We start from the raw sequence: 17,298 nt of genomic DNA on the forward strand, positions 1-17,298 counted from the left end.
GCGTTGATATTTTTTTGCTTGAGCAAGCGCTATCATGACGACGCCATTCAGGCGATGTCCGACGTGGTGACATTTCGGCACACGATGTCCGCTCAGCGGAATTTCCGCAGCGCGACACGAAACAGTGCGGAGAAGAAAGTTCGGCTCGAGACTAGCCTGCGGCCGGCAGCGTCTTGTCGGGCGATGCGGCCCACGGCCGCTGCGGCGAGGCAAGGCCGATTAGGCGGCCCTGGATGTAGTCGCAGCCCCATTCGCGCAGTATCACGGCGGCTTCCTCGTCCTGCACCCATTCGGCAACAGTCTTGATACCGAGCCGCCGCGCAAGATCGATCAGCGTCTGCACGAAAGCGCGATCGTCTGCGGAGCGCGCGATGTTCTGCACGAAGGCGCCGTCGATCTTCACGATATCGACGCCGAGCTTGCGCAGGTTGCGGAACGAGGTGTAGCCGGCGCCGAAATCGTCGATCGCGATCTGGCTGCCGAAGTTCTTCAGTCGCGTGATGAAGTCCCTGATATCGTCGATATCCTGGATCGCAACCGTTTCGGTGATCTCGACGATCAGCCGCTCGCCGGCGCCGGGACAGGCTTGCATCAGCGATTCGATACCCGTCCACCAATCCGGGTCCATGGTGGTGTCGGGCGAGATGTTGAGGCTGAGCCGCACGTTCGGCGAAGCCGCCAGCTCGGCGACCGCGAGTTCGAGCACGCGGTGATCGACCAGCCGGATCAGGCCCAGGCGCTCGGCAACCGGAACGATATCGGGCGCCAGCAGCGCCTGCCCGTCCTCCTGCTCCATCCGCACCAGGCATTCGTAGAATGCCGGCTGCCGCGAGCGCGCTTCGACCACCGGCTCGAAGGCGGTGACGATCCGCCGCTCGTTCAGTGCGGTGACGATCTCGTCGGTAACGCGGATGTTGACGCGTCGCTGGGCGTCGCGCTCAACGTTCGGCTTCCACAGCGCGAACGATCCGGCCCGGCGGCGCTTGGCGGCATCGAGCGTTTCCTGGGCGCGGTTGACGGCCTCATCGGCATTGCGGGCATAGCGCGGGGTGGTGATGGCGCCGATCGAGGCGGTCACCGAGACCGGGCCGGATTTGGTCGGGATCACCTCGGCGCGGATCCCGGCGAGGAAGCGCTCGGCCGCGATATTGGTGTCGTCGACGGTGCAGTTCCGCAAAATCAGCCCGAACTTGTTGCCGGAGAACCGCCCGAGCATGTCGCCGCCGCGCAGCTTGGCGCGGATGCGTTTTCCGACTTCGGCAATCACGGCGTCCGCGACGTCGAAGCCGAAGGCGTCGTTGACGCGCGCCAGATGATCGATGCCGATCAGCATGAAGGCGCAGGTCGATCGGAAACGCATGGCTTCCTCGATCGATTCCGCCAGCGCGGCGACGAGATGGGTGCGATTGAGCTCGCCGGTCAGCGGATCGTGCCGCGACAGCCGCATGAGCTGTTCGTCGCGGGCGTGGCGCTCGTTGTTGACACGGACGATGCCTTGCGCGCGCACCGGCTTGCCGTCGGCACCTGCAAACCAGCAACCGGTCTCCTCGATCCAGATCACGGGCGCCGATGTCGAGGCCCGCACCCCATACTCGATCCGGTAGGCGACGCCTTCGCCGCCCCGCGCGGGCGCCGATTGCGCGAGCACGTCCGTCCGGACCGAGCGGGAGGGCTCGATCAGCCGGGCGAAGCCGGCGCCACTGGCCAGCGCTTGCGGTGGAATGTCGGTGAAAACCGCCCCGGCATTGTCGCTCCAGGTGATGGCGTCGGCTATCAGGTCCCAGAGGAAGGCGGCCTGGCCTAGCGAGGCAAGGATGCTGGAAGCTTGCGGGACGGGAAGCATCAGGTCGCCTCGATTCGGGACACCGCCGGGTGATTCCCAATGGCAAGGATAGTGGCTGTTCCGAAGCAGAGGCTACGTGAAGATCATAAATAATCCGGAAACCATGTTTCACAGACTTGCCGAGCCAGCCGGGAACGAATCGAGAGAGAACGGCATAGGCCTTGCGAGGTCCTATCGCAGTGGGGCGTAACGTCCCAAAACGTGACAGTTTTAGCCGGTTACGGTGTGCGATGCTGGATGCCGATCGACCAGAGGAAATCCTGGACGGCGAGTTCGTCAATCTCGACGAGCCGCCCTGCGTCGAGCTGGTGCCTGTGACCCAGTCGGTGCAATGGTCGCCAAGACGGGCGCTGCCGCGGCCCGATCCGACCTTCCTTGCGCAATTGATCGCCACCGCCGACCAGGCGCCGCAAACCCGCAGCCTGCGCCGAGCCTCGCTGGCGGATGCGCAGACCGCTTATGGCGCCAGCCAGATCCGGCGTTGCGGCGCCGGCTTCCGGACACGGCAAACCATCTAGAGCACGATCGATTCTGATCGGATCAGAACCGACAATGCTCAAGATTCTTGTTTTGACGCGTTTTCTTCACGCGAACCGGTGTCCGCTTCGCTCGAAAACGCCATGAATCAGCGTTGAGGAGAGTCCGGCTTATCCGGCGACGGCGGGAAGCCCGGGCCCGGCTGCAGCCCCGGCGACGGGACTTCGGGCGACGTGGCTTCCGGCGGCGTGATTTCCGGTGAAGGCGTTTTTGGCGGCGCCGGGTCGGGGACGACCGAGGTCGCCTCGGGCGCGACGGTCGGCGCGGGCGGCACCGGTTTCGGTTCGGGGTGGTCCTTCAACACGGATTCGGCAACGGAGGCTGCCGCCGGCGCCGCTGGTGCAACGCGCGCAGGCGGTGCTGCGGGTGCCGGCTCGATCTTGGGCTCGGCGGCGGGAGGCTCGACCTTTTCGGCGCTCTTCGGTGCAGGCGCCGGCGCCACGGCAACGGCACGGCGCCGTGTCCGCAGTGCGAGGCCAGAGAGGAAATCCACCAGCGAGAGCGCGGTCATAAGGAAATAGGTCGACGTGCCAAACTTCGGCCACAGCACGAATTCGGCCGCCGCTGCGCCGAACACGATCAGCGACAGCAGGTGGTCGGTCACATATTTCGCGCCGGGGCGCGCGCCTTTGATGACTTCGGCGAGCAGCAGCAAAATGCCGAGCGTGAGCAGCACGTCGCTCAACGACACCGCCCACTCCGCACCCGACATCAATGTCACCTTCACCAGCGGGTCGGTGAACGACACTTCCGGCATCAGGAAGACGATGATGTTGTAGATCGCGAGCGGAATCAGAAGCAGCGGAAAACCGACCATGGGTATCGCGCCTTGCTAGGAAAAACCGGATTGTCCCCGGGCAAAGCACCCCGCTTCGCCCCTCGGGAACCGTTGGCCCACTCGTTGGCCAAATTCGGGCAGACGCCGCCGAAAGCGGCGCCTTATCCCCTATCCGGTCAGGATTCCTTCTTCTTCAGCACCTGCCGGCCCTTGTACATGCCGGTCTTCAGGTCGAGATGGTGCGGACGGCGCAGTTCGCCGGAATCCTTGTCCTCGACATAGGTCGGCTTCTTCAGCGCGTCCGCCGAGCGGCGCATGCCACGCCGCGAGGGCGATGTTTTTCTTCTCGGAACGGCCATAACGGTCCTCTAGGGGTGTTGTCGGAGGCATCGTCCGAAACCAGACGGGGGCCCAGCGCTTCGCGCAAGGGCTGCGATGCCGATAAGGCCGCGCTTATAGAGGAACGGACGACGTAAAGCTAGGCCAGCATACGGTAAAAGCGGCCGAAAATTGGCTCAGAAACCACGATTTTCGCTCCAGCAGCGCTGTAGTGCCACAGCATTGGCGCGTGCCATGTAGGTCCCGGCCAGGCGGCGCACGCCGGGGCCGGGATTGCGGGCGCTGCGCCTGACCGGATTGGGCAGGATTGCCGCCAGCAAGGCGGCCTCGCGCGCCGAAAGCGTCGCCGCCGAACGGCCGAACGCGTACATCGAGCCGGCCTCGACGCCGAACTGCCCGGACGGGCCGAGTTCGGCGATGTTGAGGTAGATTTCCAGGATCCGCTGCTTCGGCAGCACCAGATCGATCCACATCGCGAGCGGCAGTTCCAGGGCTTTGCGGACCACGCTGCGGCCCGGCCACAGGAACAGGTTCTTGGCGACCTGCTGGGTGATGGTCGAGCCGCCACGGGCAGGCTCGCCATCCTCGGCATCGTCGATCGCGTCCTGTAACGCGCCCCAATCGACCCCGCGATGGCTGCAGAATTTGGCGTCCTCGGAACCCACCACCGAGCGCGGCAGGTAGGGCGACATTGCGTTGAAATCGATCCATTGCCGCGTCACCGGCGCGCCCTTGAGCCAGCGCCAAGCCATCAGCATCGAGACCGGATGCCCGGTTCGGTAGAACGGCGTCACCACATAGGGCAGCAACAGCACCGCCAGCAGGATCAGTATTAAAATTCGGACAATGCGCAAATCGGACGCTTCTGGTTCGGCCCAAGCCGGCCCCGGGGCGAAGAATAGGCCCCACCCAAGTGACATCTCCATGATATTGCGGGAGTTTTCCAGCGCTTTTGTGACCTTCGCCATGGAATTGACGAAGCCTTTGGCATCAACGATTGTCCGGGCCAAATTTGATCTGGAGCTATTCTTAATGACCACCGCCACTGCCGATTTTGCCAAACGACTGGACCAGACCGCGGAGGACACCGAAGCGCTGCTGGCGAAGCTGTTGTCCGATACGCTGTTGCCCGACGAGATCGCCCGGCCGAAGCGGCTGATGGACGCGATGCGCTATTCCAGCCTCGGCGGCGGCAAACGGCTGCGGCCCTTTCTGGTGGTCGAAAGCTCGGCCGTGTTCGGCGTCCCGCGCGAGGCGGGCCTTTTGGTCGGCGCTGCCTTGGAATGCATCCACTGCTATTCCCTGATCCATGACGATCTGCCGGCGATGGATAACAGCGATTTGCGCCGCGGCCGGCCGACGCTGCACAAGAAGACCGACGACGCCACCGCAATCCTCGCCGGAGACGGCCTGCTGACACTGGCCTTCGACATCGTCACCCGCGACGAGATCCATAAGGATGCCACGGTGCGCCTGCTTTTGACGCGGGCGCTGGCGCGCGCCTCCGGCATCGGCGGAATGGTCGGCGGCCAGATTCTCGACCTCGCCGGCGAAGGCCGCTTCGGCGATCGGGAACCGGTCGACGTTGCGCGGCTGCAGCAGATGAAGACCGGCGCGCTGTTGCGCTACGGCTGCATCGCCGGCGCGATCCTCGGCCAGTCCTCGCAAAAGGAATATCAGGCGCTCGACGACTACGGCCGCGCGCTCGGCGAGGCCTTCCAGATCGCCGACGACCTGCTCGACGTCGAGGGCGATGCCGCAGCACTCGGCAAGCCGGCCGGCGCCGATGCCGCGCTCGGCAAGACCACTTTCGTCACCCAGCTCGGCATCGAAGGCGCCAAGCAGCGCGTGCACGATCTGCTGGCGCGGGCGGATTCCGCGCTGTCGGTGTTCGGCGCCAAGGGCGACGTGTTGCGGGCAGCGGCGCGCTTCGTCGCGGAGCGCAAGAACTAGCGCCCGGCTCTTTTGTTTGACGCGTTTTCTTTACGCGAACCGGGATCCACTTCGCTCGAAAACGCTATGTTAAAGGCAGCGGATGAGCAGGGAATTCGAAGAGCACCTTGTTCGGTTCCGAAACCTGCCGCTGCCGATCCGCGTGATCTATGGCAGGCCACGCACCTTCATCGCGCTGGCGATCGGCGTCATCGCATTCTTCCTGCTGCCCGGCACGCTGCGGCTGCCAACACGGCTCGTCGTCGGCTGGGACGTGTTTGCCGCGCTCTACCTCGTGCTCGCCTACATCATGATGCTGCGCTGTGACACCGGCCATATCAGGCGCAGCGCGGTGTTGCAGGACGACGGGCGCTTCCTGCTGCTGCTGCTGACCGCGCTCGGCGCCTTCGCGAGCCTCGCCGCGATCGTGTTCGAGCTCGGCGCCTCGAAGGGCAGCACGCCCGGGCTGATCCTGGCCATTGTGACGATCGCGCTGTCATGGGCGATCGTTCATACCGCCTTCTCGCTGCACTACGCGCACGAATTCTACCGCGGCAGCAAGCCCGGCGGCCTGCAGTTTCCGAGCGGCGAGAAGCCTGTCGAGGCCGACTATTGGGACTTCGTCTACTTCTCGTTCGTGATCGGCATGACCGCGCAGGTTTCCGACGTCGGCATCACCGACCGGGTGATCCGCCGCACCGCGACAGTGCACGGCATCATCTCGTTCGTGTTCAACACGGCCTTGCTGGCCTTGATGGTGAATATCGCGGCGAGCGCGATCTGATCTTCCGATGTGATGGACTTGAAGCACCCCCTGCCGTCACGGCAGGGATGGGCCGAGGCGCCGGCGTGTTCGATGGCACGCCGGCTTCAGGCTACGGGCACACGCCCGACATTATGGCCTGGTAGCTATTGCAACCCTGCTGGCGTTCGAGGCCCGTCAGCGGACGGCCTTGCTGGGACATCCCTGGGGCATTGGGGTTGTTGGAACGCGTTACGATCACTTGCCGCGGCTCCCGACCTTGCCGTGCCTCCGGGGCCCGCCGCGGTTCCGGCCTGTCCCGGCTCGCGACCGGCTTCTTGGCGCGGCGCTTCTCGCATTCATTGTCGTCGTTGAGGTACGAGCCCTCGGCACAGACGATCTTGGTGCAGCGCTCACCCTCGGCCTTGAAGCCGTGCTCGCAGACCAGCGGACACACCCGCGATGACTTCAGCTTGATCGTATCGAGCGTATCGACGCTGGCGACCTTGGTGTCGAGCTTGGTTCCAGCGTAGCGGTTGAACTGCGTCAGCGACCGCTGCGAGGCGTTGTTCCAATTGCCATCGGCGTTGCCAGAGAGGCAGCCGACGCGGCGCAGCTCGGCCTGCACCGACTTGGTAACGTCCGGCTGCTGCGTGGCCGGCGTAAGCGCGGCCATGTTTACCGGCTTGTCCTTGTCCGCAGCGGCGCTTTCGGCAGCGACGCGCTTCTGTTCGGCGGCGGCGGCCTGATCCTGCGCCACCTGCTTGGCCTTTTCAGCCGCGATACGCGCCTGCTCCGCGGCCTTGGCTTCCGCCTCGGCCCTGGCCTGTTGCGACTTCTGGGCGCCTTCGGCAGCGAGCCGCGCCCGCTCCTGTTCGGCCAGCCGGGCCTTTTCGGTTGCCGCGACGCGCGTCTCTTCGGCGGCGATCTTGTCGAGCTGAAGCTTGGCGAGGCTCGAATAGAAGCCGTCGGGATACTGCGCAAGGAAGGCGTTGAGCGCGCTCTTGTTGCCGACCTGCAGCGCCAGTTCGTAATCGCGGCGGGCCTCGGCCTGCGCGCTCAGTGCTGGCGCAGGGGCCGCCGCGGCAGGCGCCGGGCGAGCCGGCACCAGCGGCACGTCTTCACCGCCGAGCGAACCATACACAAACGGTTCCTGCCGGTTGTTGGTGGTCTTGAGCACCTCATCGCGGACGAAACCGAACGCGCGACGCACGTCGAGGCCGGGCTTGGTTAGATGATGCGACAGCGCCGCGGTGAACGGGCTGTTGTTGCCGTCGCCGTCGGCCGCGGTGGAGCCAGCCTTGGCCGAATAGGCGATCAGGACGTTCGGGCTGGTCGGCTCGACCTTGGCCAGGCCCTGCCCGATCGCGCGCGACGCGACAGTGCGCTTCATGGTCCGGGAGAACGGGTTGTCGCGGCAGGCGTCGAGAATCACGAGCCGCAGCTTCTTGGCCGGCTCGATCGCGATCAGGATGCGATCGAGCGAGAAAGCCTCGTCGTAAACGTCGGTGTCGCGTTCCAGCCGTGCATCGACCGGAATCAAATAGTTCGCGCCGTCCACCTCGATGCCGTGGCCGGCATAATAGACCACGGCGATATCGGCATCGCGCGCCCGGTCGGCGAAATCGCGCAGCGCGCGGCGCGTCTCGGCCGCCGCCAGGTCGCGGCGGGAATCGACGACATCGAAGCCGGCGTCCTTCAGCGTCGCCGTCATCCTGCTGCTGTCGTTAACGGGATTGGCGAGCGGTGCGACATTCTGGTAGTTGGAATTGCCCAGTACCAGAGCCACGCGCTTCTCGGCTAGGGCCGGTCCGCTCACGAACAGGAGAGCGGCCGCTGCAGCGGCCCATTGAAGCAGTTTCAGCGATCCAGATTTCTTCATGACACTTGTTCCGGAGCTACGCTCTTTTTACCACACCGGCCTGCCTACCAGAAGCCGCGGCCCGGCTTTGTGAGTTAAGTCACGAACCACGCCAACGTGAAACGTGCCTCTCGTTATTTCCTTAGTCAGACGACCGGGCCGCAAGGTTCGGCCACTGCCGCGCCATTTGCGCCGGGGGTTCCCGGATCGGGCGGCACCCGGCCCCACGGGACAAATCCCTTCTGCCGCAGCGATGCGAGCGTTCGCCTTTTCTCAATAGCGCAATCTGCCGGTTCATGGCTTAATTCACCCCGAACAATTTCTGTTATTCCGGGAGGAAATCCGTGAATCCTGACCGATCGACCGTCGAAGCCGTGGTGCAGAATTATTTCGATGGCCTCTATGAGGGCGACGCCGAAAAGCTCGGCGCGATCTTCGACGCCACCGCCGATCTGCGCTGGCTGGAAAAAGGCGAGCTGCAGGTTTTGACCGTGCCTGACTGGCTCGATCGCGTGCGCAAGCGCCCCTCTGCCAGGGCCGAAGGCAAGCCGCGCGAGGACTTCATCGTCACCATCGACCGCTCGGATGAGCAGACCGCCTTCATCAAGGTGCGCTGCCAATTGCCGCCGCGCTATTTCACCGACTATCTGGTGGCAATGAAACTGCGCGACGGCTGGAAGATCGTCTCGAAATCCTACCGCTACGATCTGCGCGAGTAATCCGTTCACGCCTTCCCGCCCGCCGGCCAGCCTCCGCGCGGCCGTCGGGCCAGACGCCGGAATGAGGTGCAACGGGCATGGCGTTAGTGAAGGTCCCTACTCCGCCGCCGCGTTCCTGCCGGGACCGCCGACGAAGCCCGCCGCATCGCCGAAGCGTTCGATCATGACCGCGGTGAGATCCTTGGCCTTGCTGGTGACGCAGGCGCCGGAGCGCACGGCATAGCGGTCCTGATGCTTCAGGTGCGGCGGCGCTTCGCCCTTCTGCACCGCGCGGGCGGCATCCATGACCAGCTTGCGGAAATGCATGATGCCGAGATCGGTCGGGCCGAGATGTTCGCGGGTGCGATCGGCGATCGGGCCCTGGCTGTCCTGCACGGCGGCGTCCTGTTCGGACACGCCCTTGATGCCGGTGTAGCTGGAGGTCTTCTGCAGCTTGCGGTCGATCAGATAGTCGTTCGACTTGTTGCGCAGCGGCACATAATTCTCGTCGACCACGGCCATGACGCCATTGCCGCGATCGTAACCGTCGCGTTCGGCCTGCGTCAGCGGACGTTCCGGATTCCACGCATAGGTGTAGATCCAGCAATTTGTATCCGTTACCGGCACGAAGCTCTGACCGAAGATGTTCTCGCCGGGCATCGAGCTCGGCGCATAGGCGTGCACCGGCATCAGGAACTGGGCGATGCGCCAGTAGATGTTGTCTGATCCGGTCATCCGCCCGCCCGCGACCGTCAGGCCGGCCTCGTGCGGATTGATCTTGATCACGGGGCGCGGATCTTCGGCGATCCAGCGCATGTGGTCGGTCGCCACCCGCGTGAGCGGATTCACAAAGTGCTTCTTGATGTCGAGGATCTCGTTCTCTTCCTTCTCGAAGGAGAGATGCGCGAAAGTGAAATGCGCGGTGTCGATCGAGCCTTCCAGCGCCTGCACCCAGTTGCAGTCCTGCCATTTCTTGGTGACGTAGCGGTGCGACGGCGGCACCAGCGCCATCTCCAGATCGGGCAATTCAGGCACCTGGTCCGCCGGGCCCATATAGGCCCAGATCATGTCGCCCCATTCGCGTACCGGATAGGACTTGATGCGGATCAGGTCTTTTGCGTTGAGATCGGGATAGGAGGTCGGCATGTCGACGCAGCGGCCGTCGGTATCGAACTTCCAGCCGTGATAAACGCAGCGGATGCCGCATTCCTCGTTGCGGCCGAGCCAGAGATTGGCGCCGCGATGCGGGCAATATTGATCGATGACGCCGACCACACCGCGCGTGTCGCGGAAGGCGAGCAGCTCCTCGCCCATGACGACGATCTTCTTCGGCGTGCCGTCTGCTTCAGGCAATTCCGCCGATAGCAGCACCGGAAGCCAGAACCGCCGCAGCAATTCACCCATCCCCGTCCCGGACCCGCTCTCGGTGAGGAATTTGTTGTCTTCTGCGCGGAGCATGGGCGTCCTCCGGATGTTTTTGCTTTTGGTGGAGCTTGACGCAGACGCGGCTAGGCGTCAACGCGAATGCAGCAGTAGGGTGGGCAAAGCGAAGCGTGCCCACCATCGATCAACGCGTCATGGCGTGAATGGTGGGCACGCTGCGCTTTGCCCACCCTACGAAATTTACACCGGCCGCTCCCCCTTCACCGTCACCCGCGTACCCGATCGCGTATGCGGCCAGTAGTCCCACATCGCGCGGTGCTGGGCGCAGCGGTTGTCCCAGAAGGCGATGGCGTTTTCGGTCCAGCGGAAGCGGCACTGGAACAGCGGGTTTTCCGCGTGCTGGTAGAGATAGGCCAGCATCGCATCGCTCTCGTCACGGGGGATGCCTATGATGTGGCGGGTGAAGCCGCGGTTGACATAGAGCACCTTCTTGCCCGTGACCGGATGTGTCCGCACCACCGGGTGTTCGGCGCGCGGATATTCCGGGCGGTCGGCGACGCCGTAATTGGCGTAGAGCCCGCGATAGGTCTGCTCGCCGTCGTGCAGTGCGGTGAGCCCGTCGAGATAGGTCTTCATGCGGTCCGACAGCGCCTCATAAGCCGCATACATGTTGGCGAACAGCGTATCGCCGCCGCGCGGCGGACATTGCTTGATGTAGAGGATCGATCCCATCGGCGGCTCGAGGTCGCAGGACACGTCCGAGTGCCAGCCCTCGCCATTGGCGCGCGGCGAATCCTTGTCGGCGTAGATCTTCATCAGCGCCGGGTCGCCCTCATTGGGCGCCGCCGGATGCACGTGCAGTTCACCGAACTTGCGGCCGAAGGCAAGATGCTGGTCGGAGCTGATGTGCTGGTCGCGGAAGAAGATCACGAGGTTCTCGGCAAGCGCGCGATGGATCTCGTCCATCTGCCGATTGGAGCGCGCGTCGTCGGAGACGAGCTTGCCGATGTCGACGCCGGAGATTTCCGCGCCGATGATCGGCGTCAGTTTTTCAACCGCAATGGTCTCGTAGGGATCGCTGTCGCCGGCGGTGTGCCTGTAACGAGGACCTTGCTTGCCGGACAGCGAGCTCATGGGCGTTCTCCCAATCATTCTTGATTGGGACGCATCGTAGCCCGGATGGAGCGAAGCGCAATCCGGGATCAGTCCATCAGATTGCGCGAGAATCCCGGGTTTCGCTTCGCTCCACCCGGGCTACGGCTTCACTCCGCCGCCGTCGTTTCCGGCGTCTTGGCACCCGCACCATAACGCTGGTCAATATAATCGATCACCAGCGCCTTGAAGTCGGCGGCAATCGTCGGTCCGCGCAGGGTGCGGAACTTCTTGCCGTCGACGAACACCGGCGCGGCCGGGGCTTCGCCGGTGCCGGGCAGCGAGATGCCGATATTGGCGTGCTTGGACTCGCCGGGGCCGTTGACGATGCAGCCCATGACCGCGACGTTGAGCTGCTCGACGCCGGGATATTGCGTCTTCCAGTTCGGCATCTCGTCGCGGATGAAATCCTGGATCGAGCGCGCCAGTTCCTGGAACGTGGTGGAGGTGGTGCGGCCGCAGCCCGGGCATGCGGCAACCAGCGGCACGAAGGTGCGGAAGCCCATGGTCTGCAGCAATTCCTGCGCGACCTGCACCTCAAGAGTACGATCGCCGCCGGGCTCGGGCGTCAGCGAAATGCGGATGGTGTCGCCGATGCCGTCCTGCAGGAGGATGCCGAGCGCGGCGGACGAAGCGACGATGCCCTTCGAGCCCATGCCGGCTTCGGTGAGGCCGAGATGGATGGCGTAGTCCGAACGCGAGGCAAGCGTCTGGTAGACCGCGATCAGGTCCTGCACGGCGGAAACCTTCGCCGAAAGAATCATCTTGTTCTTGGGCATGCCGAGCTCTTGCGCCCGCGCCGCGGAAAGCAATGCCGACTGCACCATCGCTTCGCGGGTCACCGCGCGTGCATCGCGCGGGTTTGGCGACGCCGTGTTCTCGTCCATCAGCTTGGTCAGCAGCTCCTGATCGAGCGAACCCCAGTTGGCGCCGATACGGACCGCCTTGTTATTCTTGTTGGCGATCTCGATGATGTCGGCGAACTGGCTGTCGCGCTTGTTCTTGAAGCCGACATTGCCGGGATTGATTCGGTACTTGTCGAGCGCCTCGGCACAGGCCGGATATTCGGCGAGCAGCTTGTGGCCGATATAGTGGAAGTCACCGATCAGGGGCGTGGTGATGCCGCGCTTGCGCAGGCCGTCACGGATATGCGGAACGGCGGCGGCCGCCTCCTCGCGGTCGACGGTGATGCGCACCATTTCCGATCCGGCGCGCGTCAGTGCCGCGACCTGGGCGATCGTGCCTTCGATATCGGCGGTGTCGGTATTGGTCATCGACTGCACGACGATCGGCGCACCCCCGCCGACGGCAACATTGCCGACCATGACCTGGGTGGTTTTATGCCGGGCCTTGGGGCCTGCGACGTCGTCTTGCGGGATTATTTCGGGCTTGTTCATGGGGCCTCGAATATCAGGTTTTGGTGACAATCACCAAGTGGGTGCCGAAAGCGCTGTGCGCCTCGTCACACTTTGATTTTTGTCCTGTATCTTCAATGGTTTAGGTCGACCGCGGCGGCCGGCAGCAGGGCAAAAGACCTCGTCTTCCGTTAACCGCTATATTGGACAGGAATCGCCGAATTGAAAGGGCGGGCATCCCTCCCGGCCGCCTTTTCATGGCCCGATGCCGGCACTAGCATTGGCCTAAAATAAAGGGAGGCCATCAATGTCGGGGCATAACGGGCTCATCTCGACGGCGGAACTCGCTGACATCCTGGACCGGCCGAATTTGCGCCTGTTCGACTGCACCACCTATCTCGAACCCGCGCCCGAAGGCTCCAGCCAGCCCTATCTCACCGTAGCAGGACGGCACACCTTCGAAGCCGGTCATATTCCCGGCGCGGATTTTCTGGATCTGCAGGCTGAGTTCTCCGACGCCAGTACCGAACTTCGCTTCATGATGCCTGATGTGGCGCAGCTCGAGGCTGCGTTCGGCCGTCACGGCATATCCAATGACAGCCGGGTGGTGCTGTACAGCATCGGCACCCCGATGTGGGCGACGCGATTCTGGTGGATGCTCAAGTCGCTGGGCTTCGAGAACGTATCAGTGCTCGACGGCGGCCTCGACAAATGGAAATTCGAGGGACGCCCGCTCGATACGGGGCCTGCGAAGGGATATGCGCCGGCGACGCTCGTCGCAGAACCGAAGGACGGATTTTTCGTCGACAAGCACGAAACGCTCGCCGCCACGTCCGAGCATGGCACCGTCGTCGTCAACGCCCTCGGCCCGCAGTTTCACAGGGGGCTGGAACCCAGCCGCTACGGCCGGCCCGGCCGCGTGCCCGGCAGCTGCAACGTCTCGGCCGCGACGCTGCTCGATCCCAAGACCAAGGCCTTCGTGCCGCTTGCGGAAGCCGAAGCGAAATTCAAGGCGCAGGGCATCACCAAAGACAAGCGCGTCGTCGCCTATTGCGGCGGCGGCATCTCGGCGACGGTCGACCTGTTCCTGCTGCACCGGCTCGGCTACGACAACCTCACCCTCTACGACGGCTCGATGGGCGAGTGGGCCAAGGATGCGTCGCTGCCGATCGAGACGGGGTAGGCGCAGATTCGCGCTCTCTCCGCGTCATTGCGAGCGAAGCGAAGCAATCCATAGCGCCGCAGGGAAATAGATGGATTGCTTCGCTGCGCTCGCAATGACGCAGGGATTAAGCCGGCACATTCGGATCCGGCACCACCTTCGGATCGGGCTTGTTCACGAGATAAAGCCCCGCGATGACCAGCAGCGCCGCGACGCCGAACGCGATCGTCAGCGTGTCGTGCAGGATGAAATAGGCAGCGACGACGCCGAACAGCGGCGTGAAAAAGGTGAATGAGGAAAGCTTGCTCGCCGAGTAGGTCTTCACCAGCGCGAACCACAGCACGAAGGTGCAGCCCACCACCCAGATCGCCTGATAGGCCAGAAGCGAGATCGACAACGCGCTCGGCATGTGCGTGATCTTCTCGCCGAACAGCAGCGATGCGCCGCCGAGGATCGGGATCGACACCGCGGCCTGATAGCTGAGCGCCTTTTCCGGCGCGGCGTTACGAAGTTTTGTACCCTTGGCGATCAGCGTGGTCGCGCCCCACAATGCGCCGCCGCCGACCACCAGCAAATCGCCCAGCAATACTGTTGCGTCGACGTTCGCCTGCGGGACACCGATCGCCAGTGCTACGCCGGCAAAGCTGAGGCCGAGGCCACTCCATTGCAGCATGCTCAAACGCTCGCCTAGAAACTGGTAGGAGCCGAGCGCGACAAAGAACGGCGCGGTGTAGAGGAACACCGCCGCGCGCGAGGCCGACGTGAACACCAGCCCGGTGAAGATCAGCACGAATTCGATCCCGAACAATGTGCCGGCCAAAAGGCCGGGCCACAGCGAACCGTCGCGCTCGAAGAATTTCACGCCGCGCAGCCATCCGGCAAACAGCATGACCGGCAACGCGCCGGCGGAGCGGATCAGCGCCTGCATCATCGGCGGCACATCGGGCAGCGCGAGCTTGACGGCGATCTGGTTAAAACCCCAGCTCAGGCACAGCATCAGCATCAAGGCGATGGCGCCCGGAGTGAGCGCACGCCCGGCGGAAGGTTCTACTTTTTTGGAAGACATCGATCCTCGTGGCCGGCTTGAATACCGTATTGTTATTATGATCCAGCTCTCACCACGTCATTGCGAGCGAAGCGAAGCAATCCATCGCGCCGCGTATGCTGAAGCATGGATTGCTTCGTCGCTTCGCTCCTCGCAATGACGGGGCAAGTGTTTTGGGTTAAATATGCCTGTCCTACTTTTGGCAATGGGCGCAGGTGCCGGCGATCTCGACGACGGAAAGTTTTGGCGCAAAACCTGACGCGCGCGCCGCCGCGTTGAGGCTTTGCGCCACGGGGGCTGCGGGAATCTCGCCGACGGAGCCGCAGAGCTCGCAGATCAAAAACGCCACCATCGAGGTCTCGTCATGGTCATGCGCGCAGGCGAGGAACGCGTTGCGGCTCTCGATGCGGTGGACGAGGCCGTTCTCCATCAGGAAATCGAGCGCGCGGTACACCGTGATCGGGGCCGGGCGCGGCATCGATTTGGCGAGTTCGTCGATCACCTCATAGGCGCCGAGCGGGCGGTGGCTGGACAGCAGCGCCTGCAGGACCTGGCGCCTGATCGGGGTGAATTTCTGCGCCCGGCGCGCACAAACCTGTTCGGCATGCGCTATCGCTTCCGCAGTGCAGCGGCCGTGATCGTGGTCGGGTGCAGGAAATGTCGGCTTTGTCACGCTCATCTCGGCCTTTTGTAGCACTTCTGGCGGCCAACCCCAAAGCCCGGTAGCCCATTGGTTCCCAGCCATGTGCTGGAAGCGGATCAGGCCATCTTTTACTTGGCATGCGAAATTCATAAGCAAGCTTATTATATCGCTAGCTTATGGAGGCGTAGGGCGATGCGCGGCTCGGTGGACATGAATTTCCTGTTTACGCTCGGCGAGGTGCAGCGGATGATGCGCGCCTATGCCGACCGGCAGGCGGCGCGCTACGGCATCACCCGCGCGCAATGGGCGGTTCTGGCCAAGGTCGAACGGACCGAGGGCCTGAAGCAATCGGAACTCGCCGAACAGATGGAGATGCAGCCGATCACGCTGACGCGGCTGATCGACAAGCTCTGCGACAATGGCTGGATCGAGCGCCGCGGCGACGAGAACGACCGCCGCGTCAACCGCCTCTATCTGCGCAAGGCCGCGCGCCCGTTACTTGGCAAGCTTGCCGGGCTGCGCTCCGAACTGACGGCGACCGCGCTCGATGGCATCAACCCTGCCGATGCGCATCGCCTGCTCGACCAACTCGACCTGATCAAGGAGAACGTTCGCAACGCGGTCCAGAATCCGGCGAACGAACCTCCGCGAAAGGAGCAGCGTTATGGCTGATCCCGTGCTCAAATTCCCGCCCGAGCAGAAGGGCGCCCCCACGACGCGGCCGAAACTTGCGGCCGAGCCGCGCCGCCGCCTGCTGGCCGGCCTGCGCCGCTATCGCCGCTTCCTGCTATTGGTAGTGCTGCCGCTGGTCGCGCTGGTGGCCGGCGTGACGTTCTATCTCAATGGCGGCCGCTATGTGACCACCGACGACGCCTATGTCGGCGCGCAAAAGGTTCTGATCACCCCCGACATCTCCGGCAAGATCGAGAAGGTGGTGGTGAAGGAGGGCCAGCAGGTCAATCCCGGCGACGTGCTGTTCGAGTTCGATCCGGTGCCGTTCCGCCTCGCCGTCGCGCAGGCAAAGGCCAGTCTCGCGCAAGCCAACGTCACCTACGACAATCTGATCGCGGACCTCAAGATCTACGGCCAGATGAGCGAGCTGTCGCAACAGGGCATGGAGCTGAAGCGGCGCGACGTCGAACGCAAGTCTTCGCTGGTGAAGAATAATTTCGGCTCGCAGCTCGACCTCGACAATGCGTCGACCGCCCTCGTCACCGCGAGCGCGCAGTATCAGCTGCTGCAGCAGAAGATCGCGACCGCCAAGGCGCAACTGCTCGGCAACCCGGAGCTGCCGCTCGCCGAATTCCCGCCTTACGCCCAGGCCAAGGCGGCGCTCGACCAGGCCCAGCGCAATCTCGACCACACGGTGATGCGCGCGCCGATGGCCGGCATCGCCACCCAGGTCGAGCAGATCCAGCTCGGTCGCTTCGTCACCGCCGGCACGCCGGTGTTCAGCATCATCGACACCTCTAACCCGTGGGTCGACGCCAACCCGAAAGAATCCGATTTCACCTATGTCGCGGTCGGCCAGTCCGTGACCCTCGAGGTCGATGCCTTCCCCAACCATCCGTTCAAGGGCACCGTCGGCTCGCTTTCGCCCGGCACCGGCGCCCAGTTCGCGATCCTGCCGCCGCAGAACGCCTCAGGCAATTTCGTGAAAGTGGTGCAGCGCGTGCCGGTGCGGATCTATTTCGACAGGAACGACAAGTTCGTCCGCAAGCTGAAGGCCGGCATGAGCGTCTACGCCACGATCGACACCAACCATCGCCGCTCGCTGTCGGCCCTGCTCGGCCTCTCGCCCGCGGTGGCAAACCAGGACCACGAATAA

At 63.9% G+C, this 17,298-nt stretch carries 17 protein-coding genes; 7 read left to right on the top strand and 10 right to left on the bottom strand.

Annotated features, from left to right (window positions below; all coding sequences use genetic code 11):
* Positions 1–151: 151 nt before the first annotated feature.
* Positions 152–1,843, bottom strand: coding sequence for a putative bifunctional diguanylate cyclase/phosphodiesterase (locus CQ12_RS38550; protein ID WP_057840448.1), 1,692 nt, complete (start codon positions 1,841–1,843; stop codon positions 152–154).
* Positions 1,844–2,073: 230 nt separating this feature from the next.
* Here CQ12_RS38550 and CQ12_RS38555 point away from each other — a divergent pair, with 230 nt between their 5' ends.
* Positions 2,074–2,361: a hypothetical protein gene (locus tag CQ12_RS38555; protein WP_057840449.1), complete on the top strand. Its 288-nt coding sequence runs from the start codon at positions 2,074–2,076 to the stop codon at positions 2,359–2,361.
* A gap of 107 nt (positions 2,362–2,468) precedes the next feature.
* Here CQ12_RS38555 and CQ12_RS38560 read toward each other — a convergent pair whose 3' ends face one another.
* The 3 genes from CQ12_RS38560 to mtgA all read right to left on the bottom strand — a co-directional run bounded on the left by CQ12_RS38560 (position 2,469) and on the right by mtgA (position 4,351).
* On the bottom strand, positions 2,469–3,197 hold the full coding sequence (locus CQ12_RS38560; RefSeq protein ID WP_057840450.1) for a hypothetical protein: 729 nt from the start codon (positions 3,195–3,197) through the stop codon (positions 2,469–2,471).
* A gap of 137 nt (positions 3,198–3,334) precedes the next feature.
* Positions 3,335–3,517 carry a 50S ribosomal protein L32 gene (gene rpmF / locus CQ12_RS38565; protein WP_024509484.1) on the bottom strand — a complete coding sequence of 61 codons (183 nt, stop codon included), beginning with the start codon at positions 3,515–3,517 and terminating at the stop codon, positions 3,335–3,337.
* Between the two features lie 156 nt (positions 3,518–3,673).
* Positions 3,674–4,351, bottom strand: coding sequence for a monofunctional biosynthetic peptidoglycan transglycosylase (gene mtgA, locus CQ12_RS38570; RefSeq protein WP_057840482.1), 678 nt, complete (start codon positions 4,349–4,351; stop codon positions 3,674–3,676).
* A gap of 178 nt (positions 4,352–4,529) precedes the next feature.
* On the opposite strand from mtgA, the gene CQ12_RS38575 reads away from it, so the two are divergent.
* Entirely contained in the window at positions 4,530–5,450 is a 921-nt protein-coding gene (locus CQ12_RS38575; protein ID WP_057840483.1) for a polyprenyl synthetase family protein, read from the top strand.
* 82 nt (positions 5,451–5,532) lie between these two features.
* Complete coding sequence (locus tag CQ12_RS38580; RefSeq protein ID WP_057840451.1) at positions 5,533–6,213, top strand: DUF1345 domain-containing protein; 681 nt, start codon at positions 5,533–5,535, stop codon at positions 6,211–6,213.
* 91 nt (positions 6,214–6,304) lie between these two features.
* On the opposite strand, the gene CQ12_RS38585 is transcribed toward CQ12_RS38580, so the two are convergent.
* Positions 6,305–8,053 (bottom strand): caspase family protein, encoded by a 1,749-nt coding sequence (locus CQ12_RS38585; protein ID WP_083519667.1) that lies wholly within the window; start codon positions 8,051–8,053, stop codon positions 6,305–6,307.
* Between the two features lie 323 nt (positions 8,054–8,376).
* On the opposite strand from CQ12_RS38585, the gene CQ12_RS38590 reads away from it, so the two are divergent.
* Positions 8,377–8,751 carry a nuclear transport factor 2 family protein gene (locus CQ12_RS38590; protein WP_057840452.1) on the top strand — a complete coding sequence of 125 codons (375 nt, stop codon included), beginning with the start codon at positions 8,377–8,379 and terminating at the stop codon, positions 8,749–8,751.
* A gap of 96 nt (positions 8,752–8,847) precedes the next feature.
* Here the strand turns inward: CQ12_RS38590 and CQ12_RS38595 are convergent, their stop codons facing one another.
* The 3 genes from CQ12_RS38595 to ispG all read right to left on the bottom strand — a co-directional run bounded on the left by CQ12_RS38595 (position 8,848) and on the right by ispG (position 12,662).
* Positions 8,848–10,188, bottom strand: a complete 1,341-nt coding sequence (locus tag CQ12_RS38595; RefSeq protein WP_057840453.1) for a Rieske 2Fe-2S domain-containing protein — start codon at positions 10,186–10,188, stop codon at positions 8,848–8,850.
* 165 nt (positions 10,189–10,353) lie between these two features.
* Positions 10,354–11,247 (bottom strand): TauD/TfdA dioxygenase family protein, encoded by an 894-nt coding sequence (locus tag CQ12_RS38600; protein ID WP_057840454.1) that lies wholly within the window; start codon positions 11,245–11,247, stop codon positions 10,354–10,356.
* A gap of 128 nt (positions 11,248–11,375) precedes the next feature.
* Positions 11,376–12,662 (bottom strand): flavodoxin-dependent (E)-4-hydroxy-3-methylbut-2-enyl-diphosphate synthase, encoded by a 1,287-nt coding sequence (gene ispG, locus CQ12_RS38605; protein WP_057840455.1) that lies wholly within the window; start codon positions 12,660–12,662, stop codon positions 11,376–11,378.
* A 265-nt stretch (positions 12,663–12,927) separates the two neighbouring features.
* Here ispG and CQ12_RS38610 point away from each other — a divergent pair, with 265 nt between their 5' ends.
* On the top strand, positions 12,928–13,803 hold the full coding sequence (locus CQ12_RS38610) for a sulfurtransferase (protein ID WP_057840456.1): 876 nt from the start codon (positions 12,928–12,930) through the stop codon (positions 13,801–13,803).
* 106 nt (positions 13,804–13,909) lie between these two features.
* Here CQ12_RS38610 and CQ12_RS38615 read toward each other — a convergent pair whose 3' ends face one another.
* Positions 13,910–14,848, bottom strand: a complete 939-nt coding sequence (locus CQ12_RS38615; RefSeq protein ID WP_057840457.1) for a DMT family transporter — start codon at positions 14,846–14,848, stop codon at positions 13,910–13,912.
* A 172-nt stretch (positions 14,849–15,020) separates the two neighbouring features.
* Complete coding sequence (locus tag CQ12_RS38620) at positions 15,021–15,506, bottom strand: Fur family transcriptional regulator (protein ID WP_057840458.1); 486 nt, start codon at positions 15,504–15,506, stop codon at positions 15,021–15,023.
* A gap of 156 nt (positions 15,507–15,662) precedes the next feature.
* On the opposite strand from CQ12_RS38620, the gene CQ12_RS38625 reads away from it, so the two are divergent.
* A complete protein-coding gene (locus tag CQ12_RS38625; RefSeq protein ID WP_057840459.1) occupies positions 15,663–16,142 on the top strand; it encodes a MarR family winged helix-turn-helix transcriptional regulator in 480 nt (159 codons plus the stop codon).
* Complete coding sequence (locus CQ12_RS38630; RefSeq protein ID WP_057840460.1) at positions 16,135–17,298, top strand: HlyD family secretion protein; 1,164 nt, start codon at positions 16,135–16,137, stop codon at positions 17,296–17,298. Before CQ12_RS38625 ends, CQ12_RS38630 begins: the two co-directional genes overlap by 8 nt.

Source organism: Bradyrhizobium jicamae (genome assembly GCF_001440395.1).
In the GTDB taxonomy this organism is placed as follows: domain Bacteria; phylum Pseudomonadota; class Alphaproteobacteria; order Rhizobiales; family Xanthobacteraceae; genus Bradyrhizobium; species Bradyrhizobium jicamae.